Genomic DNA, 17,934 nt, shown 5'->3' on the forward strand with positions numbered 1-17,934 from the left:
CCTGCCGGGGTCAGGGTGCCGCAGCGTCGGTGTTGTTCAGCGGAAGGTGCAGGGCCAGTCCGCTGGCCGGGGTGGTGTTGTTGGTGCGCAGCGCCTCGAGTTCGGCGGCTGACAGCGCCCGGGTGTAGATGTGCAACTCATCGAGGGCGCCGGTGAGCGTGTCGGTGCCGTCGAGTTGTTCGCCGAGGTGGATGCCCCGGACACCGTCCGTGTGACCTGCGGTCAGCGATCCCGTCGGGGCAGACGCAGTGCTGACGTCCTGCCCGTCGACGGACAGGATCAGTTGGCTGCCGGTGCGGCGCAGGGCGAGGAAGTGCCAGGCGTTGTCGGCGTACGTGTTGGCGGTGTTGACGCGGACGACGCCGTCGGGGGTTCTGGCCGATGCGGTGATGGTGTTACCTGCGGGGTCGGCCCGGATCCACAGCTGGCTGTTCGCCTCGTTGACGCCGTAGCCCCACAGCAGTGTCTGCCTGGCGGCCGCGCCGGAGTACCTGAACCAGGTGGTGATGGTGAACTGGGACGAGCCGAGGTTTGTCGCGTTGCTGTACGGGATGTGGATCCGGTCCTCGACGCCGTCGAAGGTCATCGCGTTGCCGAACTTGCCGGGCCCGGGCACCGCCTGCCGGACGAAACCGTCGTTGTCGTTGGCCGAGGCGTCGTCGGTGGTCTTGTAGTTCGGGTGGAACGGCAGCCGCAACAGCGCACCGGCGACGTCGACGGCGTTGGTGGCGTGGATGCGGTCGATCTCGGGCTCGGTGAGCGCCCTCTTGTAGAGCCGGACCTCATCCAGTGACCCGGCGAAGTGCTGGGCACCGTCGATTCGCTGTCCAATGCGCATCTGGAACGGCCGCGCAGGGCTGACCGTGCCGGTCGGACCGGTGGCGGTGCCGTCGAGGTTGCCGTCCACGAACATCCGCAAGGTGGTGCCCTGCCGCTGTAACGCGACGTGGTGCCACCTGCCGTCGTTGTGCGCCTTGCTCGACATCACCGAGCCGCCGTTGGCGCCACTCTGAACGCGCCCCTGGATGCGGTTGCTCCCCGGTTCGGCCCGCAGCCACATCTGGGATCGGTCCTCGCCGACGCCGTAAGCCCAGAAGATCGGCCGGTTGCCGGTGGTGGCGCTGTACTTCACCCACGCCATCACGGTGAAATCGGCGGCGTCGACCGCGAGCGACTCGGCGAACGGGACCTGAACGTAGTCGTCGACACCGTCGAGGGTCACGCCCCCGTCGAACCGGCCGTCGCCGCCGTGGGTCGTGCCCCGGATGCGGGCCGTGTTGCCCAGCCCTGAGGTGTCCGGGGTACCGGTGCCGCCGGAGTAGCTGTCGGGCAGGCCGAGGTCCGCCTCGGTGAACGTGGTGAACCGAACCTCGTGGTGGGACACCTGGCCCTCGTCGCCTGCTTCGAAGGCCAGGGCGATCCTGCCGTCGGGCAGCATCGCCATGCTGGAGTAACTGGCGGGGCCGGTGTGGATCGTCTGACTGTCGGAGTCGTTGACGCCCTGCCACGTGCGGCCCTCGGTGTAGCTCGACCGGATCACCATCCGGTGGCGGTCCATCGAGCTGCTCCCGGCCCGTTCCCGGTATTCGACAGGCGAGGAGAACAGCACGCGGTTGTACTGGTCGCCATCCAAGGTGGACCGCAGGCGCAGCACGGTGCCGTACACCTTCGGCGACACCAGGTTGTCGACGACCTGGAACGGGCCGCTGAACGTCTCTCCGCCGTCGGCGCTGATGCCATAGACCTTGGTGTCGCCAAGGTCCTCGGCGCCCTGGTTGCGCGCCATGACGTAGATGCTGCCGTCGTTGATGTCGCTGTCGGTGCGCTCGAAGATGCTCGGTTCACCCGCCCACACCGATCCGGTGGACGTGGCACCACGAGTCCAGCTCACGCCACCGTCGTCGCTGTAGATCAGCTGAATCGTCTGGGGTTTTGTGTCGAGCCACATGGCGACGACCAGCCGCCCGGCATGTGGTCCGTGCTCCAGTTGGATGCCATGACTGGGGCCGGGTCGGGTCACCCAGGGGTACCTGGCGGTCTCCGTCCATGACCGGCCGCTGTCGGTGCTCGTCAGCACGTATGACACAGACTCGTCGAAATCGGTGTCCGAACCATCCCGGACGAACAGCAGGATGTTGCCGGTGCGCTGGTCGACGACGGGAGTCGCGGAGAGCATCCTGCCATCGCCGACGGGGTTGGCGCGAATCTTCACCAGCGGACCCCAGGTGCCGTCCTGGGACCTCCGCCGCATCACGACGTCGGTGTGGGTCAGGTCCGGGCACTCCCCTGTGCTGTTCCGGTACTTCGCACTGCCGATGGCGATGAGAGTGCCGTCAGGGGCGGGCACCAGTTTGGCTCCCCGGATGCAGTCGTAACCCCCCATGCCCCGGGTGAACAGCACTGTCGGGTTGGGGATCGCCGCAGCGAGCGATGTCGGCGGTGGAACCACCAGTAACCCGGCGGCCATCAGTAGTAGTACGGACAATTTTATCCACAGCGAGCGGAACCTCACGGCAAGACCTTTCACAGCAGGGCGAAGCTTGCGAATCCGGCGCCGAGCACAGTTCTGAAGTCGTGTAAAGAACCGGTGTTCCCTACGTCGACGGCAGAGTAAGAATCGCCACTGGCACGGCACTGCCCGTACTCCGCCCGTACTGGTTTGCGCCTGTGCCGTGCTAGAAACTAGACGCTGCGGGTGCCGGAAACCTCGTCCGTCCTGCTCACCGGCCGTCTTGATCACGAGGGTGAGGTCGCGGGTGCATTGACGAGCGCCGTCCCGGACGCGGCGGTGATCGACACTTCGTACTGCGCGAGGATGGCTGGCTGTGCTGATGCGACTGGCCTACCTCGGTGTGACCAACGCTCTCGCCCTGCTACGGCTGTTGCCCATGAGCGATCGGGACAAGGATGCCGAGATTCTGGTGCTCCGGCACCAGGTCACGGTCCTCGAACGGCAACTGCGCGGCGAGCGAGTCCGGTTCACACGGGCTGACCGGGCGGGCTGGCAACTCTGCCGCACCGGCTACCCCGCGACATGCTACGCAACCCGCGGCTGCTGGTGCGCCCGGAGACCGTGACCCACCGATCCACCGACTCACCCACAGCGCGGATCTCGGCAACCGCCTCCCAGTAGTCTTCCAAACGACCCATGCCTCCCCTAATCCGCTATTGGCAGCGTCAATCCCTGATCAGCGGCCATGTGGGTCACCTCAGTGGCGAACCGCACCAACTCGGCCTCGTCGGAAGACCCGCTGCGGATCCCCGCGACCATGTGCACAAACCTGTCGTCCTTTGCCGCGAACACACTGGGCCTGACCCGGTTTGACGGACATCCGAGATCTGTGGGGCTGTGAGTCCCCGGGAGGACGTTCATCATGGAAGGCATGGGAAAGAAGCCGCGCCGGCCTCGTAGGGCGTTCACGCCGGAGTTCAAGGCGGAGATCGTCCAGGTGTGCCGGCGTGGGGACCGCACGGTCGGTCAGGTCGCGAAGGACTTCGATCTGACCGAGACCGCGGTGCGGAGCAAGCGCAGCAGGGCAACGTCAAGCGGGCCTGCGAGCTGTTGAAGGTCTCCCGGTCCGCCTACTATCAGCACCGCTCGGCCGGCCCCTCACGCCGGGATCGCGTCGATGCCGCCCTGACCGAGCGGATCATCGCCGTGTACGACGCCTCGACCGGCACCTACGGCTCCCCGAGAGTGCACGCCGAGCTCCAGGCCGCGGGGCGGCGGCACTCCCGCAAACGGATCGCCCGGCTGATGCGCACGGCGGGCCTGTGCGGCCGGACACCGAAACGGTGGCGTACCACCACCGTGCCCGACCCGGCCGCAGCGCACCGTCCGGACCTGATCAGGCGGGACTTCACCACCAGCGCGGTAGACGTGGACACCCGCTGGTGCGGCGATATCAGCTACATCAACACGTGGGAGGGCTGGCTGTACCTGGCCACCGTCATCGACCTGGCCTCACGCCGGGTGGTCGGCTGGGCCACCGCCGATCACCTGCGCACCGACCTCGTCACACAAGCCCTGGACAACGCGGTGGCATCATGCCACCCGACCGGGCCAGTGGTGTTCCACAGCGACAGGGGCTGCCAATACACCAGCGGCCAGTACGCCCGCCTGGCCGAGCAGCACGGCATCCGTCTGTCCATCGGCCGCAAGGGCCAGTGCTGGGACAACGCCGTCGCGGAATCGTTCTTCGCCACCATCAAGACCGAACTACTCGACCGCCACGCGTGGCCCATCCGCACCGCCGCCCGCACGGCGATCTTCGACTCGATCGAGGGCTGGTACAACACCCGACGCCGGCACTCCACGCTCGGCTACCTCAGCCCCGCCGCCTACGAGTCCACCGCGTACGCCGGAACACCATTCAGCAAGGTAGCGTGATCAACTTATCGACCCTGTCCGTCGAATCGGGTCAAGCCCACACCCGCTCGGGCGAGATCGCCGATCACCTCGACACAGCGTTTCAGCGCCAGGTAGCCGTCGCCGGCGGCGAAGGCGCTGGCCGCCGCACACTCCATGCTCCACCGACCACCGCCGGCAGACTGGACGACACCGCGTCGCACCTCGGCACGTCCGGGTGCTTCTCCCCCAGAGGACCCCACCGCAGCAAGCCGATCACCAGTACGGCGAGCAGGGCGACAACGCAGCCCCCGGCCCCGACCAACCATCGCGGGCCGCGGCGCGATCGCATCACCATCAGCCCACCTCGGCGGCGCGGCGCGCGCTGTCCACCTGATCCGCGCGGCGAACGTCCTCGGCATGCTGCAACGACGCTAGTGCCACCCGGACGGCGGCCCTGACCTGACCTGACGGGCCAGAGTGTCATCCGAATGTCGGTGCAGATCACGCACCTCGACCTCGACATTTCCACCGACCATCGCCATGATCCGTACAGACCGATCCGGCGAAAACACGTCCACATCCGCCCGCCGAGCCTCACCATGCGTCGTCCTCACACCCCCAAACAGTGAACACCCTAGCGACAACCGTCAACCTCTTCAGGAGCCCTCACGCTCACGCCGTCGCGCCGTGCTCCCCACGCCGGTGGGGGTGGTCCGACCTCACGTGGCGCCCGGTCGAGATTGATCGTGTGCTCACTGCGTAGCTCGCCGAGAGCCCCTCAGGCACGCTGCCGCCGGTTGTGATCACCGCGTCCAGGCTCGACAGCCCGAGGTGCACGTCACCGGCCCGCAGCATTCTGATGTTGTCGGTGGACGCTCCGCTCGGCACGGTGGTCACCGCGGCGCCCGGCACCTGCCTGGTGATGTGTTCGGCCAGCGCACCGCCGATGCGCCGGTACACCGCCCCGGCCGGGCCGGTGGCCAGTCGCAGCTGGACCTTGTCGACCTCGGGCTGCCGGGAGCAACCGACGAGCAGCCCGCCAGCGGCCAGGAGCACCGCCCGCCGGCTGAGCCGTGGCTCCAGGATCAGCACCATGCCGAGACGATACGGACGGCGGCGGCGGCGGCAAACCGTGGCGACCTACTCCGATGTACGGAATGCCGGCCCGAACCGCTCACCCCGCGGCCTCTGGCGTAGAAGTGCGGCGGGATCCCGTACGAAGCCGCTCTCTAGATCGCGACGTTTTCGGAGAGGATCGGGCTGGCCGTGCCGCTGCCGATGTTGAGGCCGGCACTGGTGGACCGCCAGCGGTTGCCGGTGACCGTCATGCCGGTGCCGCCGGTGATGTTGACGGCGTAGCGGGCGCCGCCGTAGATCGTGTTGTTGCGGATCAGAGCACGGTTGGAACCGTCGACGTTGATGCCGTCGGACTGCGCCGGGGTCGTGGTCCCGGCCTCGGCCTGACTGGCGTCCTGGATCATGTTGTTGCTGACCTCGACGATGTCGGTGCCGGTGAGCACGATGCCGTGCTTCTTGGCTCGGTAGATCCGGTTGCCGGCGATGCGGGAGCATTCGGCGTTGACGACGTGGATGCCGTAGTCGCCGGCGCGGGCGATGTGCAGGTCGTTGTCGGCGATGGTGACGCCGCTGAGCTGGTTCGAGGTGGTCTCACCGACGTAGATGCCCCCGATGCTGGGATTCGAGACGGTGTTGCCGGTGACCGTCACGCCGATGACGAGTTGATTCGTGTAGACGGTTCCCGCGGTGACGACGCGTACGCCGCGCTGTGGTGCCCGGAAGACGTTGCCGGCGATGGTGATGCTGCTGCTGTTGACGTCCCCGATGAACACACCGTCCTTGCCGCCGGAGGTGATGTTGCCGGTGATGGTCATGTTGTTGCAGCCCCAGCAGTCGATGCTGTTGTCGTTGAAGCCCACGATGGTGTTGTCCTGGATCCGGCTGTTACGACCCAGCCGATTCGAGATGCCCTGGCTACCCGCGAGGGTGTCGCTCAGGCAGGTGATCGTGTTGCCTCGGCAGGTGTAGAAACTGATCCCCGTGTCGTTCTCGGCGCGGAAGTACACGCCCCACATGCACTCAAGCAGCTCGTTGTCGAGCACCGAGCAGTGGTCGGCGGCGACCAACACGGAATTGCGGAGATTGGCCTGGCCTTCGGGTATGGCGGTGCCGTGTCCGCACCTGCGGAACCTGCAATTGGTGATCCGCACGCGGTTCGCGCCGTATTCCACGACGACGCCCGACCCGGCAACGTTGACAAAGGCGCACTCGTCGACCGAGGAGCCGGCCGCGCTGCCCCTGATCCGGATCGCGACTCCCCTGCCCTGGTTGTTGCCGTCGAAGACGACGCCGCTGACCGAGTGCCCGGCGTAGTAGAACTCCATCATGTCCGTGAGGGCGCCCGCCTTGATGCTGGCTCCATTGCCGATCAGCACCTGTGTGGCCGTCTTGTCGACCTTCAGCGACGTGGTGATCAGGTACGTGTTCTCCGGCCCGCCGAAGTCGATCACCCGGTTGGCATTCAGACACGCCTGTACCGCGGCCGTGTCGTCGACAACCCCGTTACCCACTGCGCCGTAATCCTTCGGCGACGCGGCTCCAGCGACCGCGACAGCCGCATCCACCCTTGAACCCGCGAGCAGGACCGAGCCCGCCGCCACCGCTGGCGCACCATAGAGCAACGCCCGCCGACCAGGATCCCTGACGCTCACATGCACCGTCCCCGTTAGCGATACCAAGCAACTCGCAGCACCGTACCGGTGTCTTTCCCGCCGTGGGGGGGGGTGGCTCCCCCCTCGGACACCGAGTTCTGTGGATATCCACGCGAGATTGCCGTGGCTCGCGTGGATATCTCTCTCAGTTTCCTGCATGCCTGTACGCAAACGACCCGGCAGCGCCTGACCATGCGCTGAATCGGTCGTGTTTCCGCTGCTGGTGGCGGTCGTGACCGGCGGTGGGTCGCCGTCGCGGTGGCCTGACGAGCAGCTCGTGGCCGCGCTGGTCCCCCGCCCGCTTCCCGCCGCACCCCCGCCCACGGCGCCGGTGCCGACCCTGCCCACTCCCCCGCCGCTGGACGGGGCGGACGCGACGCTGTTCGACGTCGCCCGGCCCGACGCCGCCGGCCGGGTCACCGCCCGCGGCCTGGTCCGCGCCCTGCGCTGGCCCCCCGGCCACCGCCTCCGCGTTGACGTCACCGACAGCACCGTCCTGATCACCAGCGCACCGGACGGCATCCACATGGTCGGCACCCGCGAGGAACTCCCCCTGCCCGCCGCCGCCCGGCACCTGACCGGCATCACCCCCGGCGAGACCGTCCTCCTCGTGGCCCTCCCGGCACACGACCTGCTCCTCGTGCACCCCTCGAACACCATCACCCGACTCCTGACCGGCTCTGGGGGTCTGTGGATCGAACGGCTCCGTCGCACATTCGGTGGTGACTGGACGTGGTCGATGTCGTTGAGATCGTGTGTGCAAGATCGGTGATCTGACGACGACGGTGTTCTCGGAGTTGTCTCCGCTGGTGATCGAGGATGTGGTGGATGAGGGAGAGCGCATTGTGGTGCGGGCCCGGACTCCGGAAGGGACGGTGGCGTGCCCGCGCTGTGCGGCGTTGTCGGGCAGAGTGCATGGGTACTGCCAGCGGACTGTCGCGGACGTTCCGCGGACTCGGCCTGGACCGCGACGCCGTCAACGCCGCCGTGACCCACCCCTTCCACAACGGCGGCACCGAAGGCGTCAACACCAAAACCAAACTGATCAAGCGACAAATATATGGACGGGCAGGCTTCGCCCTGCTGCGACACCGCATCCTGCTCGGCTAGCAAACACCCTCCGTCACCCCCGAATGTGAGACAGAGCCAATCGGTTGTCGACCTCATGCTCGCCACCGGCGCCCGCATCCGCGAGAACCTCACCCTGCGCTGGGAGGACCTAGACCTCGCCGCCGAACGTCCCACCCGACGATCTGCGGCACGCTGGTCTTCGTCAAGGGCAAAGGCTTCATCCGACAACCCTGGACCAAAAGCGACGCCGGCAATCGGATGGTCGTCTTGCCCCGGTTCGCAGTCGGCATGCTGCTGGCCCGCAAGCTCAACGCTGCCGACAACCCCCACGACGCGATCTTCGCCTCCCGACGCGGCACATGGCTGTCACCCAACAACGTCCGCCGTCAGTGGCGCCAAGCCCGCGCCGACACCGACCTCGCCTGGGTCACCCCACACACCTTCCGCAAGACCGTCGCCACCCTCACCAAGCACGAGGCGGACACCAAGCGCGCGTCGGCACAGCTTGGACACTCCAGCGACGAGGTCACCGACACCTACTACATCGCCAAGCCCGTCCAAGCACCCGACGTCTCCGAGATCCTCGAACGCCTCGGAACCGGCCTCGATGGCCAGCCCGAAGCTGTAGGGCAAACGATGCAAACGGATGACGAACCTGGTTGCCGACACCCATAAACGGGGGGTTTTCGGGGGAAGGTTCAAAACTCCATAGACAAGCCCTAAAGCCCTGACCAGCGTTTCTGCTGGTCAGGGCTTTAATGTTTGTCGAGACGGCGGGATTCGAACCGATGACCCCTTGGGGATGGAGCCTGACGGATGGCGGACATGGTCTGCGCCCCGTCAGGCTGTCGCTGTACGCCGTCCGACGCCACAGCACTACCAGGAGTTCCACGATCTGGGCCACGAACGGGCTGCAGCGACAAACATCGGCCGGGACCCGGCCGGCTTTCGCCGACCGGGTCCATGAACAACAGACCTGGTCCATGAGCAGTGGAACAGCCCAGAAACAGCCGATCGGATGCGATTGCCCCGATGTGGGTCAGGCGCAGGTCTGCCCGTTGAGGGTGAACGAAGCGGGGGTGTTGGGCGTGCCGGATGCGTTGAACCCGAAGGTGATCGCGCCGCCGGCCGGGATGGTCGCGTTGTAGGCCAGGTTGGACGCGGTCACCGTGGCACCGGACTGGTTGGTCGCGGCGTTCCACGGGATGGTGACGGTGCTGCCGGCGCCCAGGTCCCAGTTGAGCCGCCAGCCGTTGATCGCGGAGCCGGAGTTGTAGAGGGTCACGTTCACCGTGTAGCCGCCCGGCCACCTGTTGGCGACCTGGTAGGACACCCGGCAGGTGCTGGCGGTGCCCGAGTTGTCGACCGGCACGATGTCACCGAAGTCAGCGCGGGCCGTCGCGAAGTCCTGGAAGCCGATGCCCGGCCCGGCGCCGCTGGTGTGCGTACCGGCGGCCAACACCGAGCCGTCCGGGTTCACCATGTAGACCGGGCCGCCGCTGTCCCCGCCGTAACCGGACTCCAAACCGTCCAGCTGGGTGGCCTCGACCAGGTCCTGCCGGTCGGTGTAGTGGAACTGGACCTCGAGGTTGCAGATCGGGTGGCCGACCACCCAGGAAGTGGTGTAACCGGACTGGCAGAGTAGCTGCCCGGGGAAGACCTGCGTCCAGCCGACAACCGGCACCTTCGTCTCGTCGTACTGGCCGCCGACGTACATGTATTTACCCGCCGACTCGGCACTGATCAGTGCGGTGTCGTGGTCGACGTGCCGCTGCACCATCGTCCCGATCGGTTCGTTGACGCCGTCTGACCACAACGATCCGAGCTCACCGCAGTGCGCGGCGGTCAGCACGTACGGTGTGTTGGTGCCGGCGTGGCGAACCCCGAACCCGGCGGTGCAGTCGACGCCGGGTCCGTCCCGCGAGATGCCCGCGCCGCCGTTCCAGGGAGCCTCGTCGTCGTCGCGGGTGGCGTGCAGCTTCGGCTTCTTCGCCGCGACGCTGTGGGTCTTGACGCCGGTGTTCGGCAGAGCCGGCACTTTGGCACCGGCTGAGGTGTCGACCGCGACCTGCAGGCCGCTGCCGTCCGTCTTGATCCGTACGGTGTGTGCGGCGTCGGTCGGGTCGGAGGCGACGACGCGGCTCACCTTGGCTGCGGCGGTCTTCAGTTCGGTGCCGGAGTACGCGGCCGGTTCGACCTTGACCTCGGCGATCCGCCGGGCGCTGTCCACAGCCCGGGTGACGTCAGCTGGGACGGTGCCCTTCCACCACAGCGTGACGTGGCCTTTGACCAACCCGAGCCCGGCGTAGCCGCGCGGCTGGCCGGCCTCGACCACCGACCGGATGACGCTCGCCGCGTCGATCAGCGGCACCTGGGCCGCCATCCGGGCGCGAACCGCCGGTGACAGGCCGGCGGAGGTCACCGGCGGTGCGGCCGAGGCTGGCCCGCTGAACGCGACCGCGCCCACTGTGGACAGCCCGAGCAGGCCGGCAGCGACCACTCGGAGAGTGTCGCGAAAGATTGGCTTCATGCCCCCAGCCAACCGCCTGGTCGGACCCGCGAACAGGCAGAACAACCGGCAGCTTGATTGGTGCCGCCAGTCCTGCCGGTCTTGGTGCCACAACCTGTTTCGGCGGGCCTGTCTCGCTAAGGGTGTTTCCGGCGATCTTGGTTAGTAGGTTTCTGCGGCTGGGAATCGGTCGCTGAAGGTTATGGCGAAGGCGTTCAACGCGGGTTTCCAGCGCATCGTCCATCGGGTTCTTCCTGCTGGTGCTGTTGCATGACGGGCGCGGGGACGTGGTGCGCCCGGATTCTGGCTCCGGGTCAGATCGCTCGGGCGAGTTCGGTGAACGCTTCGGCGACACGGATCTTGGGTGGTGCGCCGTGTCCGAGTTCGTAGTGTCCGCGTCGCAGGTTCTGTATGAAGGCGTGTCCGGCGATGATCACCTGCGCGGTCCGGTCGGTGCGTAGCCCGCGCATCGGGCGTAACCGGTGTTTGAGCTGGCTGTGGTCGGCCTCAACCGGGTTGTTGGCGTACCGCTCGACGTGGTGCCAGGCCGATGGGACGAGGTCGTCGCGTACCGCCTGGTAGACCGGCGCGGCGTCGGTGACCACCTCGCAGGGTTCAACTTTCAGTGTCCGCAGGGCCCGTCGGAAGAAGCGGCGGGCCGCGGCGGCGTCCCGGCGGGCCGACACGAGGACGTCGATGACCTGCCCATGCTGGTCGACGGCACGGTAGACGTACCGCCATATGCCGTTGACCTTCACATAGGTCTCGTCGACAGACCACCGGTCACCAGGTGCGTGACGGGTGAACCTCGCGGCGTCGGCCAGCAGCGGGGTAAACCGTTGTACCCATCGGAAGATGGTGACGTGGTCGACCTCGATTCCGCGTTCAACCAGCAGTTCTTCCACATCGCGGTAGGACAGGTTGAACCGTAGGCACCAGCGGACCGCGACCACGATCGCCTCAGCCGGGAACCGGAGCCCGGCGAACGCCGACCTGGGCGGCGACCACGGACGACGATGGCCTGATTGCGTCGTCCCTCAACTCTGCCCGGACCTCCGACTGGCGACGCAACAGACCCCGGATGCAGCACAGGTTGCGGTCCTCACGACGAGCACGGTGCGGCCGTTAAGCCGCGAAGGCGGTTGATTGCCGCATGTCCCTCTTTATGGATCAAGCACCCAGGTCCAGCGCATTTCGGCCGCAGGTGTGCAGGGTGCTGGAGGCCAAGAAACCATCGATGATCGATGAGGAGTTGCTCGTACGCGCCGGCGGCGCCGCCCGGGCCGGCCCTCCGCGCCAGTACCAGCGCCAGGGCCTGGCTCGGTTGGTCCTGTTAGAATCCTCGTTATGGGTACGCTGGTTCTCTAGTACGGGACGCCGCGTTGAGTCTTCTCCGCGGCGGGTCCTACGCGCGCCCGGCGACAAGGCCGTTGTAGGCGCGAGGCCCCTGTACATCCGTGCGCCTCCTCAGGGATGCGTATGTGCCGCGACCGCTGGCGTTATCGCCCACGCATCGCGGAGAGGAACCCTGTGATGACTCATAGTTCTCGTTCCCCATCCCCGGCCCGGCTACTATCGAGCGCCACCGCAAGCCGCCCACACCGCGTCTGCGCGATCCGTGGCGGGGCCGTCCGCTTCGCCGAACGCACAGTACTCAGCGGTGTGGAGCTCGTCGTGGGTGCCGCTGAGCGTATTGCGGTGATCGGCGACAACGGCGCCGGCAAGTCGACACTTCTTCGCGCCATCGCGGGAACCGTCACCCTGGCGGCCGGCGAACGACTGGTCGAGTTGCCCGGTGGTTTCGCGCTCGCCGAACAACGACCCGACTTCGCGCCCGACGCGACGATCGCCGAAGCACTCGACGAACTGCTCGCTGACGTACACCGGATCGAGTCCGAGATACAGGAAACCGCCGAAAGAGTGGCGCACGCGGAGGTTGACGAGCAACCCGCCTTCCTCGATCGGCTGAGCGCGGTGATGGATCGTTTCGAGGCGAGAGACGGGTACCATCTCGACCAGAGAGTGGACGCGGCGCTCGACCAGCTCGGACTCGGCGGACTCGACCGTGCGCGGCCGGTCAGTGCTCTCTCCGGCGGCGAGCGTGCGCGGCTCGCCCTCGCGGCGGCGTTGTCGTCGGAGGCGGAGCTTCTGCTGCTCGACGAACCGACGAACGATCTTGATGACGCAGGCATCTCCTGGCTCGAAGAGCGCCTCTCGAGGCACCGAGGTGCCCTCGTGGTAGTGACACACGATCGCGTCTTCCTCGACAAGTTCGCCACGGCCCTCATCCGCGTCGAGAACGGCGTCCTACGGCGTTACGGCGACAGCTATCCGGGCTACCTCGCCGCCCGTGAAGCCGAGCGGCGGCGGTTACTGGAGGAGCACGAGGCATGGCGGCAGGATCTGGCGCGGAACGAAGCACTCATCGCCGCCAACGCGTTCCGCCTCGATGCGATCCCACAGAAGCGGGAACGGGCTATCTTCGGTCACGCCGCATTCCGCGCACGCAGCCGCGACCACGGCGCGACACGTCGGATCGGGATGGCGAAGGGACGCGTTGCGCGCCTCCGCGCCAACCCGGCACCGCGGCCAGCGGACCCGCTCCGCTTCCTGGCACCGTTCACCGGCGATCGGTCGCCGGAGGCTGGCGACGACTCCAGCACGGGTGCGCTTCTGCTCGCAGCAGACGCAGTGCGTCTCAGCGTCGACGGAACAGGACCGCGACTCGCACTCGACTCGATGGAAGTCCGCACGGGTGAGCGATGGCTCATCTCGGGGCCGAACGGCGCGGGCAAGACAACGCTACTCCGCCTGCTCGCAGGCGAACTCACCCCACTTCAAGGCACAGTCTGGCAGCGTCCCGACATCCGCATGGCGTGGTTGCGTCAGGATCTCGCGACCGGCTCCCGAAAAACTCTCCTCGATGCCTTCGCCAACGCCACCGACGCGTACCGCGACGACGCCGCGGAGTTGCTGCTCAGGCTCGGCCTGTTCCACCCCGACGAGCTGCCCCGGAGGCTCACCGACATGTCGATCGGGCAACGCAGACGGTTCGAGGTCGCCGTCGCGGTTACGGCGCCAAGTGACATTCTGCTGCTCGATGAGCCTACGAATCACCTGAACCCGGAGCTCGTCGAGCAATTGGAGCACGCTCTGCTCGACTATCCGGGTGCTGTGCTCACCGTGACTCATGACCGACGTTGGCGTGAACTCGCAACAACGGCCGGCCAGCTGCGCAGAATCCACGTGTCGCCCGGAGGGGAAGTCTCGGCGATGCCGTCACCAGGCTGAACCCGGACCGGGTACCACGGCATCGACCGAGGCGCCTGGCCGAACCTGTCCACGCTCGTCGCCCGACCCTGTACCGCTCGGAAAGTCGGTCGGGTCTGTGGACGCTTCCATGGACGGCGTGGCGTTCCACCCGGGAGAGATGGGTCGCCGCCCGGGTTCGGTGCTGGTGATCCTCACGTGACTCACGTTAGATCTGGCCGCGTCCGCGTGCCGTCGTGTGGACCTGTCCGTGGGATTGCCGGCGCCGGCCCGGCCCACCTGTTGGCCTGATCAGAAACCTGTCCGTGCATTGACGCGTGACTCATCACAGATATGTTGCCGGGTGCCCTCTTCCCAGGCCGACGCCCTACGAGTGTCGCCCAGCGAAGGGAAGCACCCGCAGTGCTGCTGGCAGAACAGGTTGAGTCGTCATCGGGGTCGACGCCCACACCGACACCCATACCGCCGCGGTGGTCAGCGCCGCCGGGGCGGTGCTGACCGAGCTGAAGGTGCCCGCCGACGACGACGGCGCGGCCGTGTTGCTGGTCTGGGCCAACGAGCATGCTGGTGCTCTGCGCCGACGGGCCAGCCGACCATGGTCTTGTACCTGATCATGTTCATCGTGGATCGCGGTGGCTCTGATTCGGCCAACTGGACCTGGTGGGTTGTGCGAACACGGTAGCGGGATTGTGGGGTGCCCAGATCGTCCGGTGGTCAGTCCGACGAGCCCGGATCGGATTCGGACTCATGCACCGCGATGGCCAGGCCCACCTCCTCCAGGACCTCCGCTGGAGTGTCGCCGCCACGGTTGGCGGCGAGCTGGGCAAGCAGGGAAGCCAGAGCTATCAGGCCACTTATGGAGGTGCCGGCCGTACGTTCGTTGATGAGGGGTGCGATACGGTCAGCGAGTGCTTCGCCATCGGCGCCGGCCTCGATTGCGAGGGTGACGAGGGCGATGGCGTGTTTGACTGCGTCGGCGGAGGTGGTCATCGGCCGATGCTACGGCTGATGTCAGGCGGCCAGGGCGGGGAATTGATGGATCGGGGCACCGGGATTAGCCGTCCTGAACGTCGAGGTCCTGCCCCCCGACGGTCCGCCGAGCGACCGGCGTGCCGACAGGCCGGCAAGTCGGGCCGGCAAGTCGGCTGGCCAACAGGCAGACGGCGACGGCGACGGCGACGGCGACGGCGACGGCGACGGCGCAGCGAATCACAGTGCGCCAGGTAATTCGATCGATGTTCCAACCGGGAGCCCCGATGCTGTCTTGCCCTGCCGCACCCGCACCGACCATCCCAGCGGCGACAAGGCGTACAGCTCCCGCCGTAGCCGCCGTTACCTCCGCAGACGCCAGATCAAGCACACCACTGCCGAACCGCGAAGCGAGCAGGTCAACCGACAACCCTGTGCATCGGGATCTACAGCGAACCGTGTGGACGAGTTGAGAGTGGCATGCGTCTATCGCTGCGCTTCGAAGTGCTCTTTCATCGCTGGGTAGTAGTCGTCGAAGTTCGGCGCCGGCCGGCCGTCGCGCGAGGCTACCAACGCGTCCAGGTAGTACTCCCAGCCCGGCCCGACGTCGCCGACGCCCTCGGTACCGGTCAAGTGCTGTGTGAACCGCAACTCGGTCACGCCCGCATTCTCCACCAGCACCATCTCCAGGTGCCAACTCCCCTGCTCGTCCACGGCGGAAACCGCCAGCCGACGTGGTGGCTCGCACGCGTCGATGGTCATGTCCATCGAGGGCTTGCCCTCCTCGTGCACCAACTGGACCTTGATCGTGCGTCCCGGCGCCGCGTCGCCCTGCCACGGGCCGAACCAGCGTTCCGTGCGCGCCGAATCAGTCAGGCTCGCCCAGACGTCAGCCATGGGCGCCCGGAACGTGCGGGTCAGCACGAGGTCTTTGCCGAACAGCCGGCCTGTGGGTGTCGGGCTCATGCGATCTCCTTCTGGGATGGGTGCCGCCCGGCGGCGGTGTGCCGCTCGCGGCGGGTGCGGTAGACCTCGGTCTCCAGTGCATCGAGGCGGTGCTGCCAGCCGGACGGGCGCATCAGCCGTCCCAGCCAACCGGTCAGTTCGTCGAGCGGCGCGGTGACCAGCGTGTAGACCCGTCGGCGTCCGTCAGCCGTATCGCGTACCAGACCCGCCTCGCGCAACACGCGAAGGTGACGACTGACGGCCGGCCTACTGATGACGAACCGGTCGGCGATCTGCCCGGCCGCGAGTGGTTCGTCGCGCAGCATCAGCAGGATTTCCCGCCGTACAGGGTCGGCGATCGCCTCCACCACTTCGTCCACGCCGGAAGCGTAACCTATAAGTTACGCTTCCGGCGTGGACACACTTGCTGTTCAGGACCCAGAGCCATGACCGGATGCACTGATCCGCCGCTGATCGTGTGCCTCGCACACCGGGGCCCTGGTCACTCTCCGTGCACTGTCGTTCGAGGTGTCGGACGCACGCCCCTGTCGATCAGCGATAGACGGTTCCGGAGGGTCACCCATCCCGCAGGAGCTATCGGCTTCCCCAGCGGCCGATCGGGCTACTGCGTCTGAACCGGTCGCGAAGGGACGCTGAGGATTACCTCGTACAGGTAGAGGTCGCCGTTGGTGCCTATCTGGCTGAACCCGGCACGTTCGAGGGTCCGCTGGGAAGCGACGTTGTCCCCGGTGGTGTCGGCGACAACTCGACACAATCCGTGATCGGCCGCCACGTTCAGCAGGGCGACGAGTGCCTCCGACGCATAGCCGTGACCACGGGCTGATGGGGCGAGGCCGTAGCCGACTCCGACACATCCGTCGTCCGGCTGACCCTTGAAACCGATTCCACCGATGGCTTTCCCGTCGGCGGTTCGGGTGATCCTGTAGTGCCCGAAGGGGCGCTGGAGCTGATCGCGCCCGGCCCGACGAAGCATCGAGCCGGGCGCGTCGAGTGAGCTATGCCACGAAGCGGGAACGGCGTCGGCGTCCGATCAGGTAGCCCGCGCCGCCGAGGAGCAGAAGCGCACCGCCAATGCTGGCGACGGTCGCGGTGTCGGCACCGGTCACGGCCAGCCCACCGCCCTCGCCGCCGGGGGCGCCCAGGCTGGCGGAGGAAGCAGGGGTCGGTGCAACGGTCGTCGTGGCGCTGGGCGTGGCGCTCGGTGTCGGTGTCGGTGTGGGCTGAGACGCGCAGTCAAGCGCACGTGCGGCGTACAGGCCGTCGTTCAGGTAGGCCAGGTAGGCATCGATGGTCCCCTCATCGAGCACCTTTTGCGTGGCCGCCTTCACGTTGGGACCAGCGCCCGTCAACGTCCGAACCACCGTGATCCGCAGATCCGTTGACCAGGCCTTCTGCACGTCCGCCTTGAGGAATGCGCGGAGATCGTCCGCGGTGCCTTTCAGCCGCTCCTGTATTGCGCGCGGCAGGACGGAGAACGAGTCGGCGTTTGCCGCGGCCAGGATCTGGGCGGCCAACACCCGCACCTGTACATCGGTGGCGGTATCCAGGTCGATGGTGACAAGCTCGCGGATATCCTTGTACACCTTGCGCTCGACCGTTTGGCAGGCCTCGTTCAGGCCGGGCGATTCGGTTTGAGCCGCCGCCGGTGTCGCCGGAATCAGAAAGGCCAGCGCCATTAGGACGCCGGCCGGGACCTTCCATCGCATGTAGGTCTTCCTCCCCGTTGCAGGCCAAAACATGGGGATACTACCGTCAGTGGGCGGAGAAGCAAGAAGGTATGGACGTCCTGGACTGTGCAATGAGCAAGACCGCGGCGCAGCAGCTGTTTATCAAGCCTGGCACGGCGGTCTGGGTCGCACCTGCAGCCGTGATGGTCCACACCAAGACCTTCTGCCATCGGCTGCATCGACTTACGCAGCCCGTCCAGAAGCAGACCACGCAGTTACGCCTCGCCTTCGTACGCTGGTCCGACCGGGCCGAGGGGCGGCGAATCCGTCGCCCACGCGCGGTCCCGCTTCGGCCGGGCGCTGCCGCAGCCGGTGAAGAACGGCGTCGGCGACGCCGCCCGG

13 protein-coding genes and 4 pseudogenes are annotated in these 17,934 nt (G+C 67.1%); 7 read left to right on the plus strand and 10 right to left on the minus strand.

Annotated elements, in window-relative coordinates:
- Positions 1 to 10: 10 nt before the first annotated feature.
- Entirely contained in the window at positions 11 to 2,512 is a 2,502-nt protein-coding gene (locus H4W31_RS32890) for a LamG-like jellyroll fold domain-containing protein (protein WP_192770173.1), read from the minus strand.
- Between the two features lie 939 nt (positions 2,513 to 3,451).
- On the opposite strand from H4W31_RS32890, the gene H4W31_RS32900 reads away from it, so the two are divergent.
- Positions 3,452 to 4,390 carry an IS3 family transposase gene (locus H4W31_RS32900; protein ID WP_318783541.1) on the plus strand — a complete coding sequence of 313 codons (939 nt, stop codon included), beginning with the start codon at positions 3,452 to 3,454 and terminating at the stop codon, positions 4,388 to 4,390.
- Between the two features lie 633 nt (positions 4,391 to 5,023).
- Here the strand turns inward: H4W31_RS32900 and H4W31_RS32905 are convergent.
- Complete coding sequence (locus tag H4W31_RS32905; protein WP_192770176.1) at positions 5,024 to 5,446, minus strand: TAXI family TRAP transporter solute-binding subunit; 423 nt, start codon at positions 5,444 to 5,446, stop codon at positions 5,024 to 5,026.
- A gap of 134 nt (positions 5,447 to 5,580) precedes the next feature.
- Positions 5,581 to 7,239 carry a right-handed parallel beta-helix repeat-containing protein gene (locus tag H4W31_RS32910; RefSeq protein WP_192770177.1) on the minus strand — a complete coding sequence of 553 codons (1,659 nt, stop codon included), beginning with the start codon at positions 7,237 to 7,239 and terminating at the stop codon, positions 5,581 to 5,583.
- Between the two features lie 49 nt (positions 7,240 to 7,288).
- Between H4W31_RS32910 and H4W31_RS32915 the strand changes: the two genes are divergently transcribed.
- The 3 genes and pseudogenes from H4W31_RS32915 to H4W31_RS32925 form a co-directional block, all read left to right on the plus strand.
- The gene (locus H4W31_RS32915) at positions 7,289 to 7,852 is read left to right on the plus strand and encodes a hypothetical protein (protein ID WP_192770178.1); all 564 of its coding nucleotides are present in this window, start codon (positions 7,289 to 7,291) and stop codon (positions 7,850 to 7,852) included.
- 176 nt (positions 7,853 to 8,028) lie between these two features.
- Positions 8,029 to 8,190 (plus strand): annotated as a pseudogene (locus H4W31_RS32920) (transposase); the annotation flags it as partial.
- A gap of 43 nt (positions 8,191 to 8,233) precedes the next feature.
- A pseudogene (locus H4W31_RS32925) lies at positions 8,234 to 8,826 on the plus strand (tyrosine-type recombinase/integrase); the annotation flags it as partial.
- A gap of 364 nt (positions 8,827 to 9,190) precedes the next feature.
- Here the strand turns inward: H4W31_RS32925 and H4W31_RS32930 are convergent.
- Both H4W31_RS32930 and H4W31_RS32935 read right to left on the minus strand, forming a co-directional pair.
- A complete protein-coding gene (locus tag H4W31_RS32930; RefSeq protein WP_318783542.1) occupies positions 9,191 to 10,651 on the minus strand; it encodes a cellulose binding domain-containing protein in 1,461 nt (486 codons plus the stop codon).
- A 323-nt stretch (positions 10,652 to 10,974) separates the two neighbouring features.
- Positions 10,975 to 11,652: pseudogene (locus H4W31_RS32935) on the minus strand (IS6 family transposase); the annotation flags it as partial.
- A 622-nt stretch (positions 11,653 to 12,274) separates the two neighbouring features.
- Between H4W31_RS32935 and H4W31_RS32940 the strand changes: the two are divergent.
- Both H4W31_RS32940 and H4W31_RS32945 read left to right on the plus strand, forming a co-directional pair.
- Positions 12,275 to 13,951, plus strand: a complete 1,677-nt coding sequence (locus H4W31_RS32940; protein ID WP_404825739.1) for an ABC-F family ATP-binding cassette domain-containing protein — start codon at positions 12,275 to 12,277, stop codon at positions 13,949 to 13,951.
- A gap of 449 nt (positions 13,952 to 14,400) precedes the next feature.
- On the plus strand, positions 14,401 to 14,541 hold the full coding sequence (locus H4W31_RS32945; RefSeq protein WP_192770181.1) for a hypothetical protein: 141 nt from the start codon (positions 14,401 to 14,403) through the stop codon (positions 14,539 to 14,541).
- A 103-nt stretch (positions 14,542 to 14,644) separates the two neighbouring features.
- Here the strand turns inward: H4W31_RS32945 and H4W31_RS32950 are convergent, their stop codons facing one another.
- Positions 14,645 to 14,920, minus strand: a complete 276-nt coding sequence (locus H4W31_RS32950) for a hypothetical protein (RefSeq protein ID WP_192770182.1) — start codon at positions 14,918 to 14,920, stop codon at positions 14,645 to 14,647.
- A 283-nt stretch (positions 14,921 to 15,203) separates the two neighbouring features.
- On the opposite strand from H4W31_RS32950, the pseudogene H4W31_RS32955 reads away from it, so the two are divergent.
- Positions 15,204 to 15,329, plus strand: a pseudogene (locus H4W31_RS32955) (IS5/IS1182 family transposase); the annotation flags it as partial.
- Between the two features lie 56 nt (positions 15,330 to 15,385).
- Here H4W31_RS32955 and H4W31_RS32960 read toward each other — a convergent pair.
- The 4 genes from H4W31_RS32960 to H4W31_RS32975 all read right to left on the minus strand — a co-directional run bounded on the left by H4W31_RS32960 (position 15,386) and on the right by H4W31_RS32975 (position 17,571).
- The gene (locus H4W31_RS32960) at positions 15,386 to 15,865 is read right to left on the minus strand and encodes an SRPBCC family protein (protein WP_192770183.1); all 480 of its coding nucleotides are present in this window, start codon (positions 15,863 to 15,865) and stop codon (positions 15,386 to 15,388) included.
- Positions 15,862 to 16,224, minus strand: coding sequence for a metalloregulator ArsR/SmtB family transcription factor (locus tag H4W31_RS32965; protein WP_192770184.1), 363 nt, complete (start codon positions 16,222 to 16,224; stop codon positions 15,862 to 15,864). The genes H4W31_RS32960 and H4W31_RS32965 overlap by 4 nt, the downstream gene beginning before the upstream one ends.
- Before the next feature lie 242 nt (positions 16,225 to 16,466).
- The gene (locus H4W31_RS44935; RefSeq protein WP_192770185.1) at positions 16,467 to 16,838 is read right to left on the minus strand and encodes a GNAT family N-acetyltransferase; all 372 of its coding nucleotides are present in this window, start codon (positions 16,836 to 16,838) and stop codon (positions 16,467 to 16,469) included.
- 22 nt (positions 16,839 to 16,860) lie between these two features.
- Positions 16,861 to 17,571: an LPXTG cell wall anchor domain-containing protein gene (locus H4W31_RS32975; protein ID WP_192770186.1), complete on the minus strand. Its 711-nt coding sequence runs from the start codon at positions 17,569 to 17,571 to the stop codon at positions 16,861 to 16,863.
- Positions 17,572 to 17,934: the final 363 nt, after the last annotated feature.

The organism is Plantactinospora soyae (genome assembly GCF_014874095.1).
GTDB classification, from domain to species: domain Bacteria; phylum Actinomycetota; class Actinomycetes; order Mycobacteriales; family Micromonosporaceae; genus Plantactinospora; species Plantactinospora soyae.

What these genes read in the sequence shown, in the direction of transcription:
- H4W31_RS32905 (WP_192770176.1), bottom strand. Translation starts at nt 5,446, where the DNA reads ATGGTGCTGATCCTGGAGCCACGGCTCAGCCGGCGGGCGGTGCTCCTG.
- H4W31_RS32910 (WP_192770177.1), bottom strand. Translation starts at nt 7,239, where the DNA reads ATGCAGGAAACTGAGAGAGATATCCACGCGAGCCACGGCAATCTCGCG.
- H4W31_RS32950 (WP_192770182.1), bottom strand. Translation starts at nt 14,920, where the DNA reads ATGACCACCTCCGCCGACGCAGTCAAACACGCCATCGCCCTCGTCACC.
- H4W31_RS32960 (WP_192770183.1), bottom strand. Translation starts at nt 15,865, where the DNA reads ATGAGCCCGACACCCACAGGCCGGCTGTTCGGCAAAGACCTCGTGCTG.
- H4W31_RS44935 (WP_192770185.1), bottom strand. Translation starts at nt 16,838, where the DNA reads ATGCTTCGTCGGGCCGGGCGCGATCAGCTCCAGCGCCCCTTCGGGCAC.
- H4W31_RS32975 (WP_192770186.1), bottom strand. Translation starts at nt 17,571, where the DNA reads ATGCGATGGAAGGTCCCGGCCGGCGTCCTAATGGCGCTGGCCTTTCTG.